At 68.0% G+C, this 20,866-nt stretch carries 18 protein-coding genes and 1 tRNA gene; 9 read left to right on the forward strand and 10 right to left on the reverse strand.

All coding sequences use genetic code 11. The annotated features are described in order from the left end of the window. Nucleotides 1-18: 18 nt before the first annotated feature. Both ABIB29_RS12245 and sp36 read right to left on the reverse strand, forming a co-directional pair. A complete protein-coding gene (locus tag ABIB29_RS12245; protein ID WP_354173075.1) occupies nt 19-588 on the reverse strand; it encodes a RidA family protein in 570 nt (189 codons plus the stop codon). Nucleotides 589-590: 2 nt separating this feature from the next. After that, nucleotides 591-746, reverse strand: a complete 156-nt coding sequence (gene sp36 / locus ABIB29_RS12250; protein ID WP_144671455.1) for a Sp36 family protein — start codon at nt 744-746, stop codon at nt 591-593. A gap of 37 nt (nt 747-783) precedes the next feature. Here sp36 and ABIB29_RS12255 point away from each other — a divergent pair, with 37 nt between their 5' ends. The 5 genes from ABIB29_RS12255 (at nt 784) to ABIB29_RS12275 (ending at nt 8,218) form a co-directional block, all read left to right on the forward strand. After that, complete coding sequence (locus ABIB29_RS12255; protein ID WP_354173076.1) at nt 784-3,087, forward strand: transglycosylase domain-containing protein; 2,304 nt, start codon at nt 784-786, stop codon at nt 3,085-3,087. After that, complete coding sequence (locus ABIB29_RS12260) at nt 3,084-4,031, forward strand: metallophosphoesterase (RefSeq protein WP_354173077.1); 948 nt, start codon at nt 3,084-3,086, stop codon at nt 4,029-4,031. The genes ABIB29_RS12255 and ABIB29_RS12260 overlap by 4 nt, the downstream gene beginning before the upstream one ends. Nucleotides 4,032-4,377: 346 nt before the next feature. Beyond that, nucleotides 4,378-6,210 carry an ABC transporter ATP-binding protein gene (locus ABIB29_RS12265; protein WP_354173078.1) on the forward strand — a complete coding sequence of 611 codons (1,833 nt, stop codon included), beginning with the start codon at nt 4,378-4,380 and terminating at the stop codon, nt 6,208-6,210. After that, nucleotides 6,207-8,036, forward strand: coding sequence for an ABC transporter ATP-binding protein (locus tag ABIB29_RS12270; RefSeq protein ID WP_354173079.1), 1,830 nt, complete (start codon nt 6,207-6,209; stop codon nt 8,034-8,036). The genes ABIB29_RS12265 and ABIB29_RS12270 overlap by 4 nt, the downstream gene beginning before the upstream one ends. A 105-nt stretch (nt 8,037-8,141) precedes the next feature. Next, a tRNA-Pro gene (locus ABIB29_RS12275) sits at nt 8,142-8,218 on the forward strand. Between the two features lie 144 nt (nt 8,219-8,362). On the opposite strand, the gene ABIB29_RS12280 is transcribed toward ABIB29_RS12275, so the two are convergent. Next, complete coding sequence (locus ABIB29_RS12280; RefSeq protein ID WP_354173080.1) at nt 8,363-8,608, reverse strand: hypothetical protein; 246 nt, start codon at nt 8,606-8,608, stop codon at nt 8,363-8,365. Between the two features lie 144 nt (nt 8,609-8,752). Between ABIB29_RS12280 and ABIB29_RS12285 the strand changes: the two genes are divergently transcribed. Continuing rightward, nucleotides 8,753-10,021: a helix-turn-helix domain-containing protein gene (locus tag ABIB29_RS12285; RefSeq protein ID WP_354173081.1), complete on the forward strand. Its 1,269-nt coding sequence runs from the start codon at nt 8,753-8,755 to the stop codon at nt 10,019-10,021. Between the two features lie 22 nt (nt 10,022-10,043). On the opposite strand, the gene ABIB29_RS12290 is transcribed toward ABIB29_RS12285, so the two are convergent. Together ABIB29_RS12290 and purD are read right to left on the reverse strand one after the other, a co-directional pair. After that, nucleotides 10,044-11,021 carry a phosphoribosylaminoimidazolesuccinocarboxamide synthase gene (locus tag ABIB29_RS12290; RefSeq protein WP_354173082.1) on the reverse strand — a complete coding sequence of 326 codons (978 nt, stop codon included), beginning with the start codon at nt 11,019-11,021 and terminating at the stop codon, nt 10,044-10,046. Nucleotides 11,022-11,023: 2 nt separating this feature from the next. Next, nucleotides 11,024-12,334 (reverse strand): phosphoribosylamine--glycine ligase, encoded by a 1,311-nt coding sequence (gene purD / locus ABIB29_RS12295; protein WP_354173083.1) that lies wholly within the window; start codon nt 12,332-12,334, stop codon nt 11,024-11,026. 381 nt (nt 12,335-12,715) lie between these two features. On the opposite strand from purD, the gene ABIB29_RS12300 reads away from it, so the two are divergent. Then, entirely contained in the window at nt 12,716-14,368 is a 1,653-nt protein-coding gene (locus ABIB29_RS12300; RefSeq protein WP_354173084.1) for a molybdopterin-dependent oxidoreductase, read from the forward strand. A 35-nt stretch (nt 14,369-14,403) separates the two neighbouring features. After that, nucleotides 14,404-15,420, forward strand: coding sequence for an asparaginase (locus ABIB29_RS12305; RefSeq protein WP_354173085.1), 1,017 nt, complete (start codon nt 14,404-14,406; stop codon nt 15,418-15,420). Between the two features lie 60 nt (nt 15,421-15,480). Here the strand turns inward: ABIB29_RS12305 and ABIB29_RS12310 are convergent, their stop codons facing one another. Then, nucleotides 15,481-17,814, reverse strand: a complete 2,334-nt coding sequence (locus tag ABIB29_RS12310) for a PIG-L family deacetylase (protein WP_354173086.1) — start codon at nt 17,812-17,814, stop codon at nt 15,481-15,483. Nucleotides 17,815-18,044: 230 nt separating this feature from the next. Between ABIB29_RS12310 and ABIB29_RS12315 the strand changes: the two genes are divergently transcribed. Further along, entirely contained in the window at nt 18,045-18,452 is a 408-nt protein-coding gene (locus ABIB29_RS12315) for a sterol carrier family protein (protein ID WP_354173087.1), read from the forward strand. Nucleotides 18,453-18,467: 15 nt separating this feature from the next. Here the strand turns inward: ABIB29_RS12315 and ABIB29_RS12320 are convergent, their stop codons facing one another. The 4 genes from ABIB29_RS12320 to ABIB29_RS12335 form a co-directional block, all read right to left on the reverse strand. Continuing rightward, nucleotides 18,468-19,229 carry an SDR family oxidoreductase gene (locus tag ABIB29_RS12320; protein ID WP_354173088.1) on the reverse strand — a complete coding sequence of 254 codons (762 nt, stop codon included), beginning with the start codon at nt 19,227-19,229 and terminating at the stop codon, nt 18,468-18,470. Nucleotides 19,230-19,323: 94 nt separating this feature from the next. After that, on the reverse strand, nt 19,324-19,632 hold the full coding sequence (locus tag ABIB29_RS12325) for a hypothetical protein (RefSeq protein ID WP_354173089.1): 309 nt from the start codon (nt 19,630-19,632) through the stop codon (nt 19,324-19,326). Nucleotides 19,633-19,652: 20 nt separating this feature from the next. Next, a complete protein-coding gene (locus ABIB29_RS12330) occupies nt 19,653-20,417 on the reverse strand; it encodes an HAD family hydrolase (RefSeq protein ID WP_354173090.1) in 765 nt (254 codons plus the stop codon). A 43-nt stretch (nt 20,418-20,460) separates the two neighbouring features. Continuing rightward, nucleotides 20,461-20,769, reverse strand: coding sequence for a YegP family protein (locus tag ABIB29_RS12335; protein WP_354173091.1), 309 nt, complete (start codon nt 20,767-20,769; stop codon nt 20,461-20,463). Nucleotides 20,770-20,866 lie beyond the last annotated feature (97 nt).

The following is a 20,866-nucleotide window of genomic DNA, read 5'->3' on the forward strand; positions in this document are numbered from 1 at the left end:
GGGAAACGGACCTGGCCTCTAGGCGAATTCAGCGATCAGTTCGACTTCAACCGGGGAGTCGAGGGGAAGGACTGCAACGCCGACGGCGGAGCGTGCGTGCTGGCCGGCGTCGCCAAGGACCCTGCCGAGCAGGTCGGACGCGCCGTTGATGACACCGGGCTGGCCGGTGAAGGACGGGTCCGAGGACACGAACCCGACCACCTTGACGATCCGGGTGATCCGGTCCAGGTCCCCGATGACACTCTTGACGGCGGCCAGGGCGTTGACGGCGCACACCGCGGCATACTGTTTGGCGGCTTCCGGCGAGACCGTGGCCTCGTCCGACGCGCCTTCGGCCCCGGAGGAGACCTTGCCGGTCGCCTCGAGCTTGCCGTTGATGAACGGCAGCTGGCCGGAGGTGTAGACGTGGTTACCGGAGATCACGGCGGGGACGTAGGCGGCAACCGGGGCGGCGACCTCCGGCAGGCTCAGGCCAAGCTCGGCCAGGCGCTGCTCGACGGCGGACGGCGCGCCCGCTTCGGCGGTGCTGTGGGCCGGTGTTCCGGAGCCCTCGGAGGCGCCCGGAACGGCGGATGCGGGGGTGCTCATGACTACTGCTTCTCCCGCTTCAGGTAGGCAACGAGGCCGTTTCCTTCGGGTCCGGGGACAACCTGGACAAGCTCCCAGCCGTCGTCACCCCACTGGTCCAAAATCTGCTTTGTGGCGTGAATAATGAGCGGAATCGTGGCGTACTCCCATTTGGTCATGAGCTAAAGCCTAGTCCTTGCCGGTAAAGTGGAAAACATGGCGACTGGTAAGAACCCTTTATTTGACACGGCCACCACCCTCGGAAAGATCCTTCTTTTCCTGGGCGTGAGCGCCATTTGTGGCGTCCTGGTGGCGGGACTGCTGGTCCCTGCGGCCGCCGTCACCGGCAGCTCGGCCAGCGGATCGATCAAATTTTTCGAGACCCTGCCGGCCGAACTGCAGGTCGACCCGCCGAGCCAGTCGACGTCGATCCTGGCCTCCGACGGCAGCGTAATCGCCAACCTCTACGCCGAGAACCGCACCCGGGTCACCCTCGACCAGATGTCGCCGTACGTGAAGGACGCGGTGATCGCCATCGAGGACAGCCGCTTCTATGAGCACGGCGGCGTGGACACCACCGGCATCATGCGCGCCCTCGTCAGCACGGCCCGCGGCAACCGGCAGGGTGCGTCGACCATCACCCAGCAGTACGTGAACAACGTCATCAACTCCTCCCTCGAGGCCGAGGGAAAGAGCGACCAGGTTCTGCTCAACGGCGTGAACAAGGGCGTCGGCGACAAACTGCGGGAAATGAAGCTCGCCATCGCGCTGGAGAAGAAGTTCACCAAGGAGCAGATCCTTGAGGGCTACCTCAACATCGTGTTCTTCAACCGCGACGCCTACGGCATCGAGGCCGCCTCCAAGTTCTTCTTCAGCACCACCGCCAAGGACCTGACCCTGCCGCAGGCCGCGCTGCTGGCCGGCCTGGTCAACAGCCCCTCCTTCTTCGACCCGATCAACAACCCGGAGAACGCCCAGGCCCGCCGCGACCTGGTGCTCCAGTCCATGCTGACCCAGGGCAAAATCCAGCAGGCCGATTACGACGCCGCCGTGGCCACACCGGTGGAAACGAAGGTCACGCCGGCGCGCCAGGGCTGCGCCTACTCGGCGACGGCCCCCTACTTCTGCGACTACGTGCTGCACCTGCTGCTGAACAACCCCGCCTACGGCGCCGACGCCGAAGAGCGCGAGCGGAAGGTCTTCCGCGGCGGCCTGACGATCAAGACCACGCTGGACCCGAACGCCCAGGCGGTGGCGCAGGCCCAGGTTGAGGGCTCCGCCGGCGAAAACCCGGACAAGTGGGGTGCCTCGCTGGTCTCCGTGCAGCCGGGGTCGGGCAAAATCATCTCGATGGCCCAGAACACGCAGTTCCTGGAGGCCGAAGGAAAGTTCAACAACGTCATCAACTTCAACGTGGACATGCGGGACGCCCAGGGCAACGACCTCGGCGGCCTGGGCGGTTTCCAGCCCGGTTCCACGATGAAGCCGTTCACCTTCGCGCAGTGGCTCGACGAAGGCAAGTCCATGAACACCATCCTCAACGGCTCCGTGCGCAAGTACCCGCTGAACTACCGGTGGAAGAACACCTGCCCCACCCGGGTGGACGGCGCGTACAACACCGCGGAAGAGGGCCTCGGCGCGGCTAAGGACCTGCAGAACGCCGAGGACGGCTACTACAAGAACATGAGCGTCGTCGACGGTCTGGCGAACTCGATCAACACCATGACCTTCGCCACGGCGGCGCAGGTGGACCTCTGCGGCATCCAGAAAATCGTCGACGCCGCGGGAATCCACGCCGGACAGACCAACGAGCCCGTTCCGATGACACGCCTGTCCAACCTGCTCGGCGCCACCCAGACCTCGCCGCTGACCATGGCCAGCGCATTCGCCACCTTCGCGAACGACGGCAAGTACTGTGAGCCGATCGCGATTGAATCGGTGACCGACGCCAGCGGCGCCCAGCTGCCGGCCCAGGCCGCCAACTGCCGCGACGCGATCAAACCCGAGGTTGCCCGCGGCGTTAGCTTCGCGCTGCAGGAAGTCCTCAACCGTGGCTCCGGCTCGCTGATCCAGCCGCGGATCTCGACCCGGACCAGCTTCCCGATCGCCGCCAAGACCGGCACCAACGACCCCAACAACTCCACCTGGGTCGTCGGCTACACCAGCGGACTGGCGACGGCGTCCTGGTTCGGCGACGCCCTGGGCGGCCAGGACCGGCCGGGACGCAACCTGACCCTCAACGGCAAGTTCTACAAGGCCATCGACGGTTACATGATCGCGGGCCCGCAGTTCTCCAACTACATGACCCAGGTTGCACCGGCCTACGGCACCGACCCGTTCAAGGCACCGCCGTCGAGTCTGGTGAACGGTCCGGCACCGACTCCGGCCCCCCGGCAGTCCACGCAGGCGACGCCGGCGCCGTCCGGCCCGGCAACGTCCAGCCCGGCACCGTCCAGCCCGGCGCCGAGTGAGCCCGCCCCGCCGGGCCAGGACAAGAAGGAAGACGAGCCCAAGCCGTGACCGGGCTTGAGACGCTGGCAGGCCGCGCCCGGAGCATCGGGCGCGGCCTTGCCGTCACCGCCGCCGCCGGTGCCGTGACCGGCGCGGCCGCCGCCGGATACGGACTGTGGGAGAAGAACCAGTTCGTCCTGCGCGAAGAGACCCTGCCGATCCTCCCGGCCGGCTTCGGGCCCATCCGGGTCCTGCACCTGAGCGACATCCACTTCGTGCCCGGCCAGCACCGGAAGGCCGAATGGCTGTCCTCGCTGGGGGAGCTGGAGCCGGACCTGGTGGTGAATACCGGCGACAACCTCAGCCATGTCAAGGCGGTGGAACCCCTGCTGGAGTCGCTGCGCCCGCTGATGAAGTTCCCCGGCGTCTTCGTTCCCGGCTCCAACGACTACTTCGCGCCGCGGCTGAAGAACCCGGCGGCGTACTTCCTGGGGCCGTCCTCGAAGCCCAAGGACCCGGCCCCGCTGGACTGGCCGCGGCTCCGTTCCGGCTTCGGCATGGGCGGCTGGGTGGACCTGACCAACCGCTGCCAGTCGCTCGTGATCAAGGGCCTGCGCGTTGACTTTTCCGGCGTGGACGATCCGCACCTGGGGCTCGAACGGTACGCCGGCTGGCCCCGGGGCACCAAGGGTCAGGACACCAAACCGCACCTGCGGGTCGCCGTCATCCATGCCCCGTACCAGCGCGTCCTGGACCACTTCACCGAGGACGGCGCCGACCTGCTGCTGGCCGGGCACACCCACGGCGGCCAGATCTGCGTGCCGGGCTTCGGAGCCCTCGTCGCCAACTGCGACCTCCCGACCTGGCGCGCCAAGGGACTGCACGACTGGGACAACCAGGGACGCACGACGCCGGTGAACGTCTCGGGCGGCATCGGCACCTCGCGCTTCGCCCCGGTCCGGATTGCCTGCAAGCCCGAGGCCGTGCTGATCACGCTCACCGCGCGACCCTGAGCCTGCCCGCGTCCCCCGCCACCACGGGACATGCCCTCCCCTGGGCGCCACCGCTGGACATAGTGGGCTTATGTCCACTCCCCGCACCCGGAACGGGACATGTCCCGCGCCGCGGGTGGTCTTATGTCCACTCCCCGCACCCGGAACTGGACATGTCCGGCGGCCCGGACTGGACATGTCCCGCGGGCAACGCGGTCCGCGCAGCATTGCGGAATGTAATTACTGGGCGAGATCCTGATGCTGTCCGTTTTCATGTGAACCCGGTCACCAGATGGCCTAGGGTAGTTGCTACAGGAAACTACATCCAGTTGCGTTAGATATCCGCACGTGCGTTCAAGAAGCAGGCATGGCCAAGCAGACCTCATTTTTCTCCTCCATCAGCCGTCTCTACCCCCACGTCAAGCCGATAATTCCGCGGCTGATCCTTGGACTGATCTGCGCCCTGCTCGCCAGCGTGGTGGCCCTGACCATCCCCCAGGTGCTGCGGGTGCTGGTCAACGAATCGCTCCAGCCCGGCGGCAGCGCTGACGCGGTCTGGATCGCCTCCGCCCTTATCCTGGGCCTCGGCATCGCCGAAGCCGGCCTCGTGGCGCTGCGCCGGCAGTTCGTGATCAACCCCGCCACCACGGTCGAGACGCGGATGCGGGTGTCCCTCTACGACCACCTGCAGGACCTGACAGTCTCCTTCCATGACCGCTGGGGCTCCGGCCAACTGCTCTCGCGCGCCATGACGGACCTGAACTTCATGCGCCGCTGGATGGCTTTCGGCGCCATCATGCTCGTGGTGACCACGCTGACGGTCGTGATCGGCGTCGTGGTGATGTTCACGATGAGCTGGCAGCTGGCCCTGATCTTCCTCGCCGCCGCCGTGCCGATCATGATCTATGGCTTCCGGTTCCGCACCCGCTTCAGCAAGGTGGCCCGCCGCAGCCAGGACCAGGCCGGCGACCTCGCCACCACAGTCGAGGAATCGGTCCACGGGATCCGCGTGCTCAAGGCGTTCGGCCGCAGCCGCGAGGCGCTGGAGAACTTCAACGAACAGGCCGAGGAGCTCCGCCAGACGGAGATCGTCAAGGCCAAGCACCTCGCAACCTTCAGCCTCGTCGTCACCCTCCTGCCCGAGCTGGCCCTCGGGGCCGGCCTCGTCGTCGGCGTCATGCTGGCCGCCACCGGCGAGCTGAGCATCGGCGCCCTCGTGGCCTTCTTCGCCACAGCCGCCGTGATCGCCACCCCGGTGGAGTTCTCCGGCATGCTGCTGGCCATGGCCCTCACCGCCAAGACCGCGGTGGACCGCCACTTCGAGGTCATGGACTCGGAGAACACCATCACCAGCCCCGAACAGCCCCGCCGCCCCGCCGGGCTGAAGGGCGCCCTCAGCTTCAACAGCGCCACCTTCGCCTACGAGGACGCCCCGGACAAGCCGATCCTCAAAGACATCAACCTGGACATCAAGCCCGGCGAAACGATGGCCCTGGTAGGAATCACCGGCAGCGGCAAAAGCGCCCTGCTCCAGCTGGTCCCCCGGCTCTACGAGGTCACCGACGGGTCCATCACCATCGACGGGGTGGATTTGCGCGAGTTCAGCGTCGAAGAGCTCCGCACGGTGGTCGCCGTCGCGTTCGAGGACACCACCCTGTTCTCCAGCTCGGTCCGTGACAACGTTATGCTCGGCGCCCCGGCCGGCCTGCCGGCCGAGCGCCGCGAGGACGCCCTCGAGGAGGCGCTCGACGTCGCCCAGGCCCACTTTGCGTACTCGCTCCCGGACGGCCTGGACACCCTGATCGGCGAGGAGGGGCTCAGCCTCTCCGGCGGGCAGCGGCAGCGCATTGCCCTGGCCCGGGCCATCGCCGCCCGCCCCAAGATCCTGGTCCTGGACGATCCGCTCTCCGCCCTCGACGTCCACACCGAGGAACTCGTCGAGACCAGGCTGCGGGAGGTGCTCTCCGACACCACTACGCTGATCGTGGCCCACCGTCCCTCCACCGTGGCACTGGCGGACCGGGTGGCGCTGCTGGAGGACGGCCGGATCACCGCTGTCGGCACCCACACCGAACTACTTGCGGAGAACCGCCACTACCGCTACGTGATCGCCAACCTCGACCCGGAACCGCGGGACCTGGACTCCGATCTGATTGACTCCGAACTGTCAGGCTTCAACGCCGAGGAGGTTTCCCGATGAGCAGCGCAACCTTCGGCACCGCGAACGAGGACAACGCGCACCTGTCCAAGAGCGAAAGCAAGACCGTCCGACGCCGCTCGCTGGCCCTGCTGGGGTCGCTCATCCGCCCGGTCCGCCGGCGGTTCTGGCTGACCATTGCCGCCGTCGTGCTGTCCCAGGCGGCGCGGGTCGCCGGTCCCGCGCTGATCGCCTTCGGCATCGACCGGGCCCTGCCCGCCCTGCGCGCCGGCGACAACTTCCCCCTGCTGCTGACCGGCGCCGCCTACCTCGCCGCCGCCGTCGCGACGGCGTGCCTCACCGCCCTGTATGTGACCTCGACGGCGAGGCTGAGCCAGGCCATGCTGCTGGACCTGCGCGTCCGGGTCTTCCGGCACACCCAGCGGCTCAGCCTGGAATTCCACGAGAAGTACACCTCGGGGCGCATCATTGCCCGGCAGACCTCGGACCTGGAGGCGCTGCGCGAACTCCTGGACTCCGGGATCAGCTCACTGGCCTCGGGGATGCTGTTTATGGTGTTCACGGCCGTGACGGTGTTCGCCCTCGACTGGCGGAGCGGGCTCCTGGTCCTGGCCGCCGGCGTGCCGATGTACTTCCTGGCCCGCTGGTACCAGAAGCACTCCCAGATCGCATTCCGCGAATCCCGCGTCGTTTCGGCCCGGCTGATCGTGCACTTCGTGGAAACCATGACCGGCATCCGCGCGGTCAAGGCCTTCCGCAAGGAACGCGAAAACGCCGCCCGCTACGCCGAACTCTCCGAGGACTACCGCAAGGTCACGGTCCGTTCCATCAACCTCAACGGCATCTTCCAGCCCGGCCTGGTGCTGATCGGCAATGTCTGCGTCGCCGTCGTCCTGCTCTTCGGCGGCTTCCGGGTGCTCAGCGGCGACCTCGCCGTCGGTGTGCTGCTGGCCCTGATCCTGTCCACCAAGCGCTTCTTCCAGCCCGTGGACCAGATGGCCATGTTCTACAACTCCTTCCAGAGCGCCCAGGCGGCGCTGGAGAAAGTCTCCGGGCTGCTCGAGGAGGTCCCCACCGTCCGGCCGCCCCGGAACCCGGTGGCCCTTCGCGATGCCAAGGGTGCCATCGACTTCAACGGGGTGGAATTCCGCTACGGCGACGGCCCCGTCATCATCCCCACCCTGGACCTGCACATTCCCGCCGGCCAGACGGTGGCGCTGGTGGGCCAGACCGGCGCCGGCAAGTCCACCTTCGCCAAGCTGATCGCCCGCTTCTATGACGTCTCCGCCGGCTCCCTCACGCTCGACGGCGTGGACCTGCGGGAGCTTGCGACGGCGGATCTGCGCCGGAACGTCGTGATGGTCACCCAGGAGGCCTTCCTGTTCAGCGGCTCCGTCGCGGACAACATCGCGCTGGGCCGGCCCGGGGCCTCCCGCGAGGAGATCGAGGCCGCCGCCAGGGCCGTGGGAGCCCACCACTTCATCCAGGAGCTCCCGGAAGGCTACGACACGGACGTCAACAAGCGCGGCGGCCGCGTCTCCGCCGGGCAGCGCCAGCTGATCAGCTTCGCCCGCGCTTTCCTGGCCCGGCCCGCCGTCCTGATCCTGGACGAGGCCACGTCCTCGCTGGACATCCCGTCCGAGCGGCTCGTGCAGGCCGGCCTCGCGGGACTGCTGCACGGGATCGGCCCTGACAGCGGCCGGACCGCCCTTATCATCGCGCACCGGCTGTCGACGGTGGAGACGGCCGACCGTGTCCTCGTGGTCCACGACGGGCGGGTCGTCGAGGACGGCACCCCGGAACAGCTAATCGGCGGCGGCGGCCGCTTCGCCCAGCTGCACGGGGCCTGGAAGGACTCGCTGGTCTGAGACGCCAGGGGTTGTGCGGCGTCTGTTGCGGGGCGCCGGCGGCCCGATTTCGCATCCGGGGTCCTGATCGGATACTCTTGTGAAGTTGCTTTTGAAGTAACGGATCGGGATGTGGCGCAGCTTGGTAGCGCGCGTCGTTCGGGACGACGAGGTCGCAGGTTCAAATCCTGTCATCCCGACCAATCAAGAAGAGGGCCTTCCAGCTGGAAGGCCCTCTTCTTTGTGCGCCCTGGCTCTCCTGCTGCCCGCCCGGCCCATCGGCCGGCACAAAAATAGCTCCGGGACAGGGTTCGCACCTGTCCCGGAGCTTTCAAAGGGGCTGTTGCCTACATGGGGTCGGGCCAGTTGCCAATGTTGGTGGAGAAAGTCATCGGGTCCGGCCAGTTGCCGATGGCCGAGAGGCTGCCCTGGGTGGAGCTCATGGGATCGGGCCAGTTGCCGATCGCCAGGGTGCTGTTGCCCATGGGGTCGGGCCAGTTGCCGATAGCACTGACGGATAGGACTGCGGGAGCCGCTGCGGAGAGAGCCAGCGCCCCCGCCAGGGCGACGGAAGCTGCGATCTTCTTGATCATGTGGGTTCCTCAATACGGGTTGGAAACGCGAGTCGGACACATTACAAAGCCAGTACGAGCCCTTGTTGACATACATTGTAAAATGGCTTGCACAGAGACTGTCAAGCATTTAGTACAAAGACTGTCCGGAATTAGGAGGTATCCGTGGGGAACGGATTCGGGGAGAAACTCCGAGCGGAACGGCTCGAACGCGGCCTGACGCAAGCGGAACTGGGCCGCGATCTGTACTCGCCCAGCTACATCTCCCTGCTGGAGACCGGGCGCCGTGAACCGACCGCGGACGTGATCGAGGAACTGGCCCGCCGGCTCGAACTCGCCCCCAAGGCGCTGGAGGCGTGGAGCCAGCCGGTGTCGGTCAGCGACGCCGAGTATGTTCTGGCGGGCCTCTATGCCCGCCAGGCCTGGGACCTCAGGGATTACGCGCTGGCGGCGACCCACGCCGCGGCTGCGGCCCAGATAGCCCTTGAGGCCAAGAACACCAGCGCCTGGTGGAACATGACCTACATGCAGGCCGAGTGCCTGATGAAGCAGGGCCAGCTGAAGGAATGCCAGGACCTTGTGCAGCGGCTGCTGGACCACCCCATGGCCGCCGAATCGGCAGGCCTGGGGGTCCGTGCGCGGCAGATGCTCGCGGCCGTGTGCCACGGCCAGGGGCAGCTGGCAGTCGCCGTCGAACACGCGCAGGAAGCCGTGCGGCTCTGCGCCGAGCTGCCCAAGGGTTCCACCCTGATCATTGGCGCGTTGCGCGCCCTCATCGGTGCACTGGCCGAAAGCGGCCGGCTGGATGAGGCCTGGGAGTACTGCCAGGCCATGAACGAGCAGATGGATGAACACTCCATGACCCAGCTCGCCGGCGAGGTCGCCTGGGTGATCGGCAACGTGGCCTTCATGCGCCATGACTACACGGAGGGCATCAAGTACCACGAGCGGGCGGCCCAGCTGCTCTCCCCCGCCAATGACATTGACCTCTGGGCGCGGTTCAACAAAGCCTCGGCCGCCGTCCGGCTGTCCTCCGGGATCGTGGAACCTGAGACCCTGACGTCGATCGAGCGCGCCGAGCTGGCGCTCTCGATCGTTGGCGGCAACAAGACGGACCAGCTCGAGGTCGCGTTCATCCGGGCCCGCTGGCTCTACCTGACCGGTGACATCGTGGCGGCAGTGCAGAAACTGCGCGAAATCCACGCCGAAAAGGATGCGCTCGCCAAGCACGTCGCCGGCGAGGTGGCGCTGCTGCTCGGCAAGGCGCTCAAGGCTGCCGGCGAATCCGACGAGGCCCTCGTCTATCTCCAGGAAGCCCAGAAGGAATTCAGCGCGGCCGGCGCCTCGGACCGGGTCCAGCAGGCCATGGACGCCGTACTGGAGATCCGGCTCGCCCAGCGCCGCGCGCAGGCCGCCTCGTCCACCGGAACCTAGCCGGCCCGGTCCGCGCGACGGCCTAGGCGAACGTCCGGCCGGTGAGCTTTTCGTAGGCCTCGACATAGCGGCTGCGGGTACGGGCGACGACGTCGGCCGGCAGCGGAGGCGGCGTCACGTCCGAGGACTTGTCCCAGCCGGATTCAGCCGAGGTCAGCCAGTCACGGACGTACTGCTTGTCATAGGAGGGCTGGGCCTTGCCCGGCTCATAGGTGGCCGCGTCCCAGAACCGGGAGGAGTCCGGGGTCAGCACCTCGTCGCCGAGCGTGATGACGCCGGTGGCGGCGTCAACGCCGAATTCCACCTTGGTGTCGGCAAGGATGATGCCGCGGGCGCGGGCGATCTCCTCGGCCTTCGTGTAAATCTCCAGCGTGAGCTCGCGCAGCCGGGAGGCGATGTCCTCCCCCACGGTTTCCACGACGGCGTCGTAGGTGATGTTCTCGTCATGCTCGCCCACCTCAGCCTTCGCGGAGGGGGTGAAGATGGCCGCATCCAGCCGGGACCCGTCCACCAGCCCGTCGGGCAGCGGAAGGCCGCACACGGTGCCGGACTGCCGGTACTCCAGGAGGCCCGAGCCGGTGAGGTAGCCGCGGGCAATGCATTCGATCGGGAACATGTCCAGCTTCTTGCAGATCATCGCCCGGCCCTCCACCGCGGCGGGCACGCCGGCCTCGACCGTGGACGCGAGCACGTGGTGCTCCACGCCGAGCTGCTCGAACCACCAGAGACTCAGCTGGGTCAGGACGCGGCCCTTGTCGGGGATCTCGCTGGCGAGGACGTGGTCATAGGCGCTGATCCGGTCGCTGGCCACGACAAGGACGCACTCCTGGCCGATGCGCTCCGTGATGGACTGATCCGCCGGGACGTAGAGGTCACGGACTTTGCCGGAGTAGATGTGCTTCCAGCCGGGCAGGTCCAGGGTTGCGGTGTCCAGGCCGCCCTTGGGCTCCGCCGAGGCGGGTGCAGTGGCTTCCGGCACGGAGGATTCGGGGGTGGACATGCTCAGGCCTTCGCTTTCGTCGCGGCGGGGCCGCCGGGCGTCTGCACTTTGATCTCGCCGCGGGCCGCTTTGCCGCCGATGTCGGTGCGGAACTGGCTGCCCTCCAAGTGGACCAGTTCAACGCCGTCGTACGCCCGTTCCCGGGCCTCCACGAGGTCCGTGCCGAGCGCCACCACGGCGAGAACCCGTCCGCCGGCGGACACCACCTTGCCTTCGTCGTCGAGCCTGGTCCCGGCGTGGATCACGTGGACGCCCTCGACGGACTCGGCTTTTTTGAGTCCCCGGATGCGGTCGCCGGTGCGCGGCTTGTCGGGGTAGTTTTCGGCGGCGACGACGACGGCGACGGCGGTTTCCCTCGACCAGCGCAGCGGCTGGACCTTGTCCAGTCCGCCCTTCGCGGCTGCCATCAGCAGCCCGCCGAGGGGGGTCTTGAGGCGGGCGAGGACGGCCTGGGTTTCCGGATCGCCGAAGCGGACGTTGAATTCGATCACGCGGGTGCCCCGGGAAGTCAGGGCCAGGCCGACGAACAGGACACCGACGAACGGGGTGCCGCGGTGCGCCATCTGGTTGACCGTGGGCTGGGCGACCCGGTCGAGGACTTCCTGGACGAGGCCTTCGGGTGCCCATTCCAGCGGGGTGTAGGCGCCCATGCCGCCGGTATTGGGGCCTTCGTCGTTGTCGAAGATCCGCTTGAAGTCCTGGGCCGGGGAGAGCGCGACGGTGTTAAGGCCGTCGCAGAGGACGAAGACCGAGACCTCGGGGCCATCGAGGAATTCCTCGATCACTACCGTGCCGCCGGCATCGAAGCAGCTCTGCGCATGTGCGAGGGCCTCGTCCCGGTTGTTGGTGACGACCACGCCCTTGCCTGCTGCGAGTCCGTCGTCCTTGACCACGTAGGGGGCACCGAAGGTGTCGAGCGCGTCCGCGGCTTCCTCGGCGTTGCCGGCGACCCGGGCCATGGCGGTGGGGACACCGGCCTCGGCCATGACCTCCTTGGCGAAGGCCTTGGAGGCTTCGAGCTGGGCCGCGGCCTTGCTGGGACCGAACACGGGGATGCCGGCGGCGCGGACGGCGTCGGACACTCCGGCGGCAAGCGGCGCCTCGGGGCCGACCACCACAAGGTCAACGGTGAGCTTGGTGGCCAGGGCCGCGACGGCGTCGGGGTCGTTCGCGTCGATGGCGTGTGTGGGGACCAGCTTGCTGATGCCGGCGTTGCCCGGGGCCGCGTGGACCTCGGACACGTTCGGGTCGGCAAGCAAGGATCGGACAATGGCGTGTTCGCGGCCGCCGGGGCCGATGACAAGTACCTTCACAGTTCCCAAGGGTACTTTGTGGACCGGGCAGGCTCCTAAGCTGTGACCACCGGTGGACATGCCCACCCCTGGCCGCTGCCCACCGCGCGCCCCACGGGACATGCCCACTCCTGGCCGCTGCCCACCGCGCGCCCCACGGGACATGCCCACTCCTGGCCGCGCCCACCGGACATAATGCCAGCATGCCCATCCCTGAGCCCCAAGGGAGGACATGTCCCGCGATGTCGCCGTCAGCCCCACTGGACGTGCCCAGTCCTGGCCGCGCCCACCGGACATAATGCCAACATGCCCATCCCTGAGCCCCAAGGGAGGACATGTCCCCCGGAGGTGCCGCCACCCCCGGCGGGCAATCCGCGGCCCGTACTGCTTCGAAGACCAAGTATGGACAAGCCCAGCATGCAGACGCCCCGCGCGGAAGAACTCAGGATAGAGAAGCCCGCCCGGAAGCGGCCCGGCCAACACACAGCCTCGAAGCGGCTGACCGGCCCCACTGTCCTCGCGGCGCTGGCCGGGGTCGCTGCGGCCGCCGTCGTCCTGTCCGTGGCGGAACTGATCGGAGCGTTCTTCACGGCACGGGCGACGCCGGTGATCGCCCTCGGCTCGACCTTCATCGACTTCACGCCGTCGTGGCTGAAGGATTTCGCGATCGCCACCTTCGGCACCAATGACAAGCTCGCCCTGTTCGTCGGCATGGCGGTGACCATCCTGCTGCTCGCCTGTGTCCTGGGCATTGTGGCGTACCGCAAGTGGGCCCTCGGCGTCGCCGGCGTGCTGCTGATGGGCGCCGTGATCGTGGGCGCCGTCGTGACGCGGGCCGGGGTCGAACCGCTGGACGCGATTCCCTCAGTGATCGGCACGGTGGCAGGGCTGATTGTCCTCCGTTTCCTGATCACGCGGCTGTGGCGGATGCAGCAATGGCCGGACATGGACTCGGACCTGGCCGCCAAGGAACCGGAACGCCCCGCCACCAGCCGCCGCGCCTTCTTCGCCGCGACCGGAGTCACCGCGGCGGCCTCGGCCATCGCCGCGACCGGAGGGCGCCTGCTCAGCGCGGCCCGCAGCAACGTGGCCCAGGCGCGCGAGGCCCTGCAACTCCCCGCGCCGGCGAAACCGGCCCCGGCCGTCCCCGCCGGAGTGCAGTCCAAAGCTCCCGGGGTCACGCCGTGGTTGACGCCCAACAACGACTTCTACCGCATTGACACCGCCCTGAGCGTGCCCGAAATCAACGCCCAGGACTGGGAGCTGCGTGTCCACGGCCTGGTGGAACGGGAAATCCGGCTCAGTTTCCAGGACCTGCTCGACGCGGACCTGATTGAATCCCACGTCTCCCTGACCTGCGTATCCAACCCGGTCGGCGGAAATCTCGCCGGCAACGCCAAATGGCTGGGCATGCCCATCCGCGACCTGCTCAAAATGGCGGGGCCCAAGGACGGCGCAGACATGGTGCTCTCCACCTCGATCGACGGCTTCAGCGCCTCGACCCCGCTCGAGGTCCTCCAGGACGACCGCGACGCCATGCTGGCGTTCGGCATGAACGACGAAGCGCTCCCGCTCGAACACGGGTATCCGGTACGCATGGTCGTCCCCGGCCTGTACGGCTTCGTCTCCGCCACCAAATGGGTCGTGGATTTGGAAGTCACCCGCTTCGCGGACAGCAAAGCCTACTGGACGCAGCGCGGCTGGTCCGAGCGCGGCCCCATTAAGACCATGGCCCGGGTGGAAGTCCCAAAGTCCTTCGCGAAGGTTCCGGCCGGGCGGGTGGCGATCGGGGGCACAGCCTGGGCCCAGACGCGCGGCATCACCAAGGTCGAGGTGCAGATCGACAACGGACCCTGGACGGAGGCCGTGCTCTCCACGGAGGCCTCCCTCATCACCTGGCGGCAGTGGTCCTTCGACTGGGAAGCGACCCCGGGCCCGCATTACATCAAGGCCCGCGCCACCGACGGAACCGGCGAGGTCCAGACGGAGCAGCGCGCGGATCCAGTGCCCGACGGCGCCTCCGGCTGGCAGTCGCTGATGGTGACCGTGGAATAACGGGGTATCACCGCCGGGCACCATAGACTTGCTGCATGCCCCTGAATTCACACGCCACCTTCACCGTCGAGTCCGCCGTCGAACTGGCTGTCGTTGAACGCAGCGGCTTTGTGGAGTCCCGGCACATCGGCTCCGCCGTCCTCATTGCCGGGGACGGCACCGTCGTCACCGAATTGGGCGACATCACCACCCCGATCTACGCCAGGTCCACACTTAAGCCGCTGCAGGCCCTCGCGTCCATGCAGTCAGGCGTGCCCCTGCGCGGCGCGCAGGCAGCGATCGCCTGCGGCAGCCACGTCGGCTCACTGGACCACATGGACGTCGTCGAAGGCATGCTTAAGGCCGCCGGCGTCAGGGAAGAGCAGCTCCAGTGCCCGACAGCCTGGCCCGAGGACGAGACCGCCAGGAACTGGCTGGTCCGCGCCGAGCGGGGCAAGTCCAAGCTCGCTTTCAACTGCTCCGGAAAGCACGCCGCGTTTCTCTGGGCCTGCACCGAAAACGGCTGGGACACCAACAGCTACCTCGAGCCCAACCACCCGTTGCAGCAGCGGATCCGGTCCGTCATCGAGGAATACTGCGGCGAAAGCATCGCCCACCTCGGCATCGACGGCTGCGGCGCTCCCGTGGCCGCCGTCTCCCTGACCGGTCTGGCGCGGGCCTTCTCCAAGCTGGCCAAGGCCCCCGGGGATAAGAACTCCAACGCCCGCGCCGCCACCATCGCGACGTCGATGCTGGACTACCCGTGGGCCGTACAGGGCAAGGGTGAATGCAACACTATCGTCATGGACGACCTCGGCATCCTCGCAAAGATCGGCGCCGAGGGTGTGCTGGTGATGGCCACCCCCACGGGCGCCTCCGTCGCCATCAAGATCCTCGACGGCAACATCCGGGCCACCACGCTCGTCGGGCTGACCCTGCTGGCGGCGGCTGGCGCCGTTGACGTCCCGGAAGTGGCCAGTGTCCTGGACAAGGTGGTCACCCCAGTACTCGGCGGCGGCCGTCCGGTGGGTAAAATCCGCCTGGGCCACGCCGTCTCGGCACTGCTCGACTAACCGGCACCGCCCGACGGCGGGCTGGACTGCCCAACCGGACGCGAGACCGGGCGGCGGCAGTTAATTCAGGTAGGCCTGCAGTTCGGCGAGCCCGACGTTTCTGGTGGTGCCGCTGACGGTGGTGACGGTCAGCCGCAGGCTCGTGGTGACGGTGTCAGGAAAGCTGATGCTGGTCGCCTGGCCGGCGTTGTCCAGGGCAGGCACCGCGACGGTGGATCCGTCGGAGAAGGTCAGGGTGCCGCCGGTGATCTGGTCCTTGGCGTTCGGCCGGTCATACAGCACCACCCGGTTCAGGGTGACGGTGGCGGGGAAGGCGAGGTCGAGGTAGCTTCCGGCCCGGCCTCCCACAGTCGCCCATTCCCGGGTCGAGTCGACCGGGTAGCCGGCGATGACGCCGTCGATCGCCTTCACGGCGGTTTGTCCCGCGGCGTCGTTCTGGGAACTGGCGGTGACCGATGCCAAAGCCGCGATATTGGCGGCATCGGGGGCCGTCGGCGCGGGCGCCCCGGTGCCGGTGTAGGCCTGGAGTTCGGCGAGCCCCACGTTTCTGGTGGTGCCGCTGACGGTGGTGACGGTCAGCCGCAGGCTCGTGGTGGAGGTGTCGGGGAAGCTGACGCTCGTTGCCTGGCCGGCATTGTCCAGAGTAGGCACCGGCACGGTGGTCCCGTCGGAGAAGCTCAAGGTGCCGCCGGTGATCTGGTCCTTGCTGTTGGGCCGGTCATAGAGCACCACCCGGTTCAGGGTGACAGCGGTGGGGAAGGCGAGATCCAGGTAGCTTCCGGCCCGGCCGCCCACCGTGGCCCACTCCCGGGTGGCATCGACCGGGTGACCGGCAATGACGCCGTCAACGGCCTTCACGGCGGTCTGGCCGGAGGCCGTGTTCTGGGAGCTGGCCGTGACCGCGGCTGAGGACGCGACGTTGGCGGCTTCCGTGCCCGGGACAGCTGGGCCGGGGGCCTCGGTAACGGGCGCAGGCGCCTCAGTAAGGGGCGCAGTCGGCGCAGGCGCCTCAGTGCCCAAGTAGGCCCGGAGTTCGGCGAGTCCGACGTTTCGGGTGGTGCCGCTGACGGTGGTGACAGTCAGCCGCAGGTTCGTGGTGGCAGTGTCGGGGAAACTGATGCTGGTCGCCTGGCCGGCGTTGTCCAGGGCGGGCACCGAGACGGTGGTTCCGTCGGAGAAGCTGAGGCTGCCGCCGGTAATCTGGTCACTGGCGTTGGGCCGGTCATAAAGCACCACCCGGTTCAGGGTGACGGCCGCGGGGAAGGCGAGATCGAGGTAGCTTCCGGCCCGGCCGCCCACAGTCGCCCACTCCCGGGTGGCGTCGACCGGGTGGCCGGCGATGACGCCGTCGACGGCCTTCACGGCGGTCTGGCCTGAGGCCGTGTTCTGGGAGCTGGCGGTGACCGACGCCGAGGCCGCGACGTTGGCGGGGTCGCCTTCGATGTTGGTGCTTTCCGCGCCGGCAACCGGCGCCACTGCAGTCGGCGGCACGGTGTAGGACCGGGAAAGCCAGTTTCCGACCGAGTTGTTGGAGCAATCAAGGGCTGTGGTGCAGGTCTTGGAATCGTGCTGGGCGTAGGCCAGGAAGGCATCGGTCTTGGCCGTCAGATCGGGATCGACCACGTTGGCCGGGCGTTGGGAGATGGGGTAGCCCTGGTAGCCGGTGATCGTGTGGGGCAGGGTGTAAAGCTGCTGCGCGGCGAGCACGAGGTAGGCGACGGTGTGGTGGTCGCTGTGGTCTCCGTCGCCAAAGGTACCCGCGAAGTCCAGCGTGGAAATCTGGTCCGGCTGGTAGCTGTTCATCAACGCCAGCAACGTGCCCCGAAGCTCCGGGAGCGTGTACGAGGACGAGTCGTTGACGGCCGTGATGGTGCTGATCGCTCCGCTGTAGAGCTTCTGGAGACTTTCGTAACCGTAGTCGGACCCGCCTCTTCCGTCGCGGTGCCCGTCCGGCAGCCGCATGAAGGCCAGCGAGAGCTTTGTTGCCCCGTCAAGGGTGGCCACCGGAATCGGGTGCTCGGCAATCCCGGCGTCGGCGGTCGTCCAGGCGTCGGCAACCCCGGCGAGGTGGGCGTAGGCGGCCTTCACACCGTCCTCCCGCGCGGACCAGTAGGCCTCGGAGTCGTTGGCATCGCCGGCCGTCAGGTAGACGGTGCGCACGCACAACCCGTCGCGGATGGCCGAGAGGAGCCCGGGGCTCTGAAACAGCAGGTCATCGTCCTGGTGGGCCACGATGTTCATCGCTGTTCCCGCAGGGCACCCGGCGTCAGCCGAGGCATCCGGTGCACTCGCCATGCTTCCGGTGAGCGCCGCGACCAGCGCGAACGCCAGCAGGACCAGAGACCCTCTGCGGGGCCGGGAAAACGGCATCTGGCTCATCCTTGCTGTCATCATGTCCCCTTGTCGGTCATGACAACAGGCGCGGATTCCACTGGTGCAACCCGTAAAGTAAAACTACAACTGTTTTACTTTATATTCAAGCTACATGTTTTTCGACATAGTTAATATGATGCTGGTGCCACGGAACGCCGGGACTCCGGGCGAAAAGGGTGAGGGTAAGGTGGATGCAGATGCGGCCTGAGCGGTTTGCCGCCAACGCTTTGGATCGGCCGGGAGGCAAAATAGTGGTGGTTCCACGACGTCGCATAGCCCTCGACGAGGGCCATGCAGCCCTCGCCGCCTGGCAGTCAGCCACCGCCCCCGGGCCGGACGCCGCAGATGCCGCCAGCCCCGAAGCCGGCCCCCGGGTCCCCCGCAGCACGCTCGCGACGGCGGTGCGCTACTCCCTGGAGGAGGTCACCGCGCGGGCACCTGGGAATTCAGTGGAAGTGCGCGTCCCGCCGTTCGGCGTCACCCAGTGTGTGGAGGGCCCCCGGCACACCCGCGGCACTCCCCCGAACGTTATCGAGTGCGACGCCGCCACCTGGCTGGCGATGGTCAGCGGGCAGTTGAGCTGGGCGGACGCCGTCGACGCCGGCCGGGTGGCCGCATCCGGGCTGCGCGCCGACCTGTCCGGCCTGCTCCCGCTCTAGGCGGCTGCGCCCGGGCTAGCCGCGTCCGATGAACGGCATCCCGGCGGCGGTGATCACGAGGGATCCGACGCTGGCGGAGGGCGGCATCCCGGCCATCAGCAGCACCGCACGCGCGGCGTCCTCGACCGGGAAGGTCGGCTCCACGCGGCTGCTGCCGTCGGCCTGGACCGCCCCGGAGCCGACGCCGATCGCGTCCATCAGCTCCGTGGCCGTGTTGCCGATGTCGATCTGCCCGCAGCTGATGCCGAAACCGCGGCCGTCGAGTTCGATGCTCTTGGTCAACCCGGTCATGGCATGTTTGGTGACGGTGTAGGCGACCGTCCGGGGCCGGGGTGAATGTGCGGCGATCGAACCGTTGTTGATGATCCGTCCGCCCTGGGGGGACTGTTCCTTCATCGCCCGGACGGCCGCGGCGGCGCACAGCATCGAGCCCGTCAGGTTCACCGCCACCGTGGCATCCCAGTCTGCGAGGCTGATCTCGTCCACGGAGCCGGCCGGACCGAAAACACCGGCATTGTTGAACAGCACGTCCACCCGTCCCCACCGCTCGTGGGCGGCGGCGAAAAGCCGCTCGACGTCGTCGGGCATGGTGACATCGCAGGGAACGGCAAGAGCCTGGGCATGGCCCGCCCCGGTCTCGAGCAGTTGCGCTTCCCGCCGGCCGGCCAGCACCACCCGGTACCCGTCGGCAAGCATGAGCCGGGCGACCGCCCGGCCGATCCCCGAGCCTGCGCCGGTGACTACGGCTACTCGGCCGGGCAGGTGCTGTCGTGTCATCCGGCTAGCGTATGCCGAGATCCCGCAGCAGGACAGTGTTCCGCGCCAACATTGCGGCCACGTGTCATAGCGATAAGGTCCGGCCGTCCCCGCGTCAGCCGGAGTGCCGGCTGACGCGCCGGCCCGCGCGGAAGCCCGTCCAGAACGCGAGCGTCAACAGTCCGAGACCGACCAGCACGACGCCCGCCCATTTCCCCGCATCCATGATCAACAGGCCCGGGGCGGCAAAAGTCTGCTGGGACAGCGGGGCGTAGGCAAACCAGCCGAACTCCTCCTGGCGCACCGGCAGCGACAAGAAGACCACGCCCGCCGCCAGCAGGGCCACGGCCAGAAGCGGCACCGCGAGCCGGGCCAGCCGCCCCTGCCGGGACGGCGCGGATTCCTGATCCCCGGATGAATTCATGGACACACTGTAGCGGCTGGCTAAGGGCGTGAGGGTGGCGGAACCCCGCCGCCTGACGTCCGCGGGCGAATCCGCCCGCCCGGGCGGACGTGGGCGGCGAGCCGTCCTATCGCGCTGTCCCCGAGATTTTCCAGCAGCTCCCGGGGGCTGCTGTAAATTTCGACGGCGCCGGCGTCCCGGAGTTCCGCTGCGCTGGTGCCGCCGCACGTCAGTCCGATGGCCGGGATGTCGAGGTTGCCTGCGGCGTAGATGTCCCACACGGCGTCGCCCACGTAGACGGCGTCCGAAGCCGGCACACCCAGGGAGTTGAGGGCGGCGACGAGGATGTCCGGCGCCGGTTTGCTTTCCTTGGCGTCGGCCGAGCTCGTGGCGGCGTCAATGAAGGCATCGGCGCCGATCACGGCCCGCAGCACTTCGAGGTCCCGTTGCCTGGCGGAGGACGCCAGCGCCACGGCGAGCCCGCCGTCGTGGCACCGCGCCAGCAGCTCGCGGGCACCATCCAGCGGACGCAGGGCGGGCCAGAACGTGCCGAACACGGCGGCGTGCGAGGCCATGATCGCGCTGTCCTCGTCCTTGTCCCGGCCAGCCGGCAGCAGCCCGGCGAGGATCCTGTCACCGCCCATGCCGACCGAGCGGTGAATGCTCGCCATCGGCACGTCATAACCGGCCTGCCGGAACGCCTGCCACCAGGCCAGGGTGTGCAGGTAGACGGAGTCAACCAGGGTGCCGTCGACGTCGAACAGCACGGCGGCCTGGCGCCGGTCACGGGGCGGGACTGTGATCATGCGGTCTGCGGGGCCAAGGCGGCGGGGACTGTCAGGACGCAGGTCAGTGGTGGGCGCGGGCGCGTTTACCGGCAGCCAGCGATCCGCCGGACAAGGAGGTTCCGCGGCCCGCGCCTCCGGCGGTCCTCCTGGACACCCTGGAGAGCGGCCCTGCCGGCGCGGCCTGCCCGCCGGCGCTGCGGTCCCGGATGAGCCCGGTGCCGGCTATTTCGCGGGCCTGGGCTATTCCGGCCACAGCTGCCCGCTTCGTGGGAAACGTGACTGAAATTGCCATCAGGCTTCCTGCCCCGTCAAGCATCCGAATCCGGAAGCCGCCGTCGGGCGCGTCCACGAGCTCGAAATATCCAGCCATCGCACACTCCTTTAATCCTCTACCCCGCGCTGGGGTGTTAGTAAGTATACTTATCTAAGGTCTTGACGAAAAGCCTGGTCCTGCAAATGGAGCGCAG

The organism is Arthrobacter sp. UYEF36, from assembly GCF_040547025.1.
Lineage (GTDB): Bacteria > Actinomycetota > Actinomycetes > Actinomycetales > Micrococcaceae > Arthrobacter.

Coding starts and splice junctions, on each gene's coding strand:
- ABIB29_RS12245 (WP_354173075.1), bottom strand. CDS start 588: ATGAGCACCCCCGCATCCGCCGTTCCGGGCGCCTCCGAGGGCTCCGGA.
- sp36 (WP_144671455.1), bottom strand. CDS start 746: ATGACCAAATGGGAGTACGCCACGATTCCGCTCATTATTCACGCCACA.
- ABIB29_RS12255 (WP_354173076.1), top strand. CDS start 784: ATGGCGACTGGTAAGAACCCTTTATTTGACACGGCCACCACCCTCGGA.
- ABIB29_RS12265 (WP_354173078.1), top strand. CDS start 4,378: ATGGCCAAGCAGACCTCATTTTTCTCCTCCATCAGCCGTCTCTACCCC.
- ABIB29_RS12270 (WP_354173079.1), top strand. CDS start 6,207: ATGAGCAGCGCAACCTTCGGCACCGCGAACGAGGACAACGCGCACCTG.
- ABIB29_RS12280 (WP_354173080.1), bottom strand. CDS start 8,608: ATGATCAAGAAGATCGCAGCTTCCGTCGCCCTGGCGGGGGCGCTGGCT.
- ABIB29_RS12290 (WP_354173082.1), bottom strand. CDS start 11,021: ATGTCCACCCCCGAATCCTCCGTGCCGGAAGCCACTGCACCCGCCTCG.
- ABIB29_RS12300 (WP_354173084.1), top strand. CDS start 12,716: ATGGACAAGCCCAGCATGCAGACGCCCCGCGCGGAAGAACTCAGGATA.
- ABIB29_RS12305 (WP_354173085.1), top strand. CDS start 14,404: ATGCCCCTGAATTCACACGCCACCTTCACCGTCGAGTCCGCCGTCGAA.
- ABIB29_RS12310 (WP_354173086.1), bottom strand. CDS start 17,814: ATGATGACAGCAAGGATGAGCCAGATGCCGTTTTCCCGGCCCCGCAGA.
- ABIB29_RS12320 (WP_354173088.1), bottom strand. CDS start 19,229: ATGACACGACAGCACCTGCCCGGCCGAGTAGCCGTAGTCACCGGCGCA.
- ABIB29_RS12325 (WP_354173089.1), bottom strand. CDS start 19,632: ATGAATTCATCCGGGGATCAGGAATCCGCGCCGTCCCGGCAGGGGCGG.
- ABIB29_RS12330 (WP_354173090.1), bottom strand. CDS start 20,417: ATGATCACAGTCCCGCCCCGTGACCGGCGCCAGGCCGCCGTGCTGTTC.
- ABIB29_RS12335 (WP_354173091.1), bottom strand. CDS start 20,769: ATGGCTGGATATTTCGAGCTCGTGGACGCGCCCGACGGCGGCTTCCGG.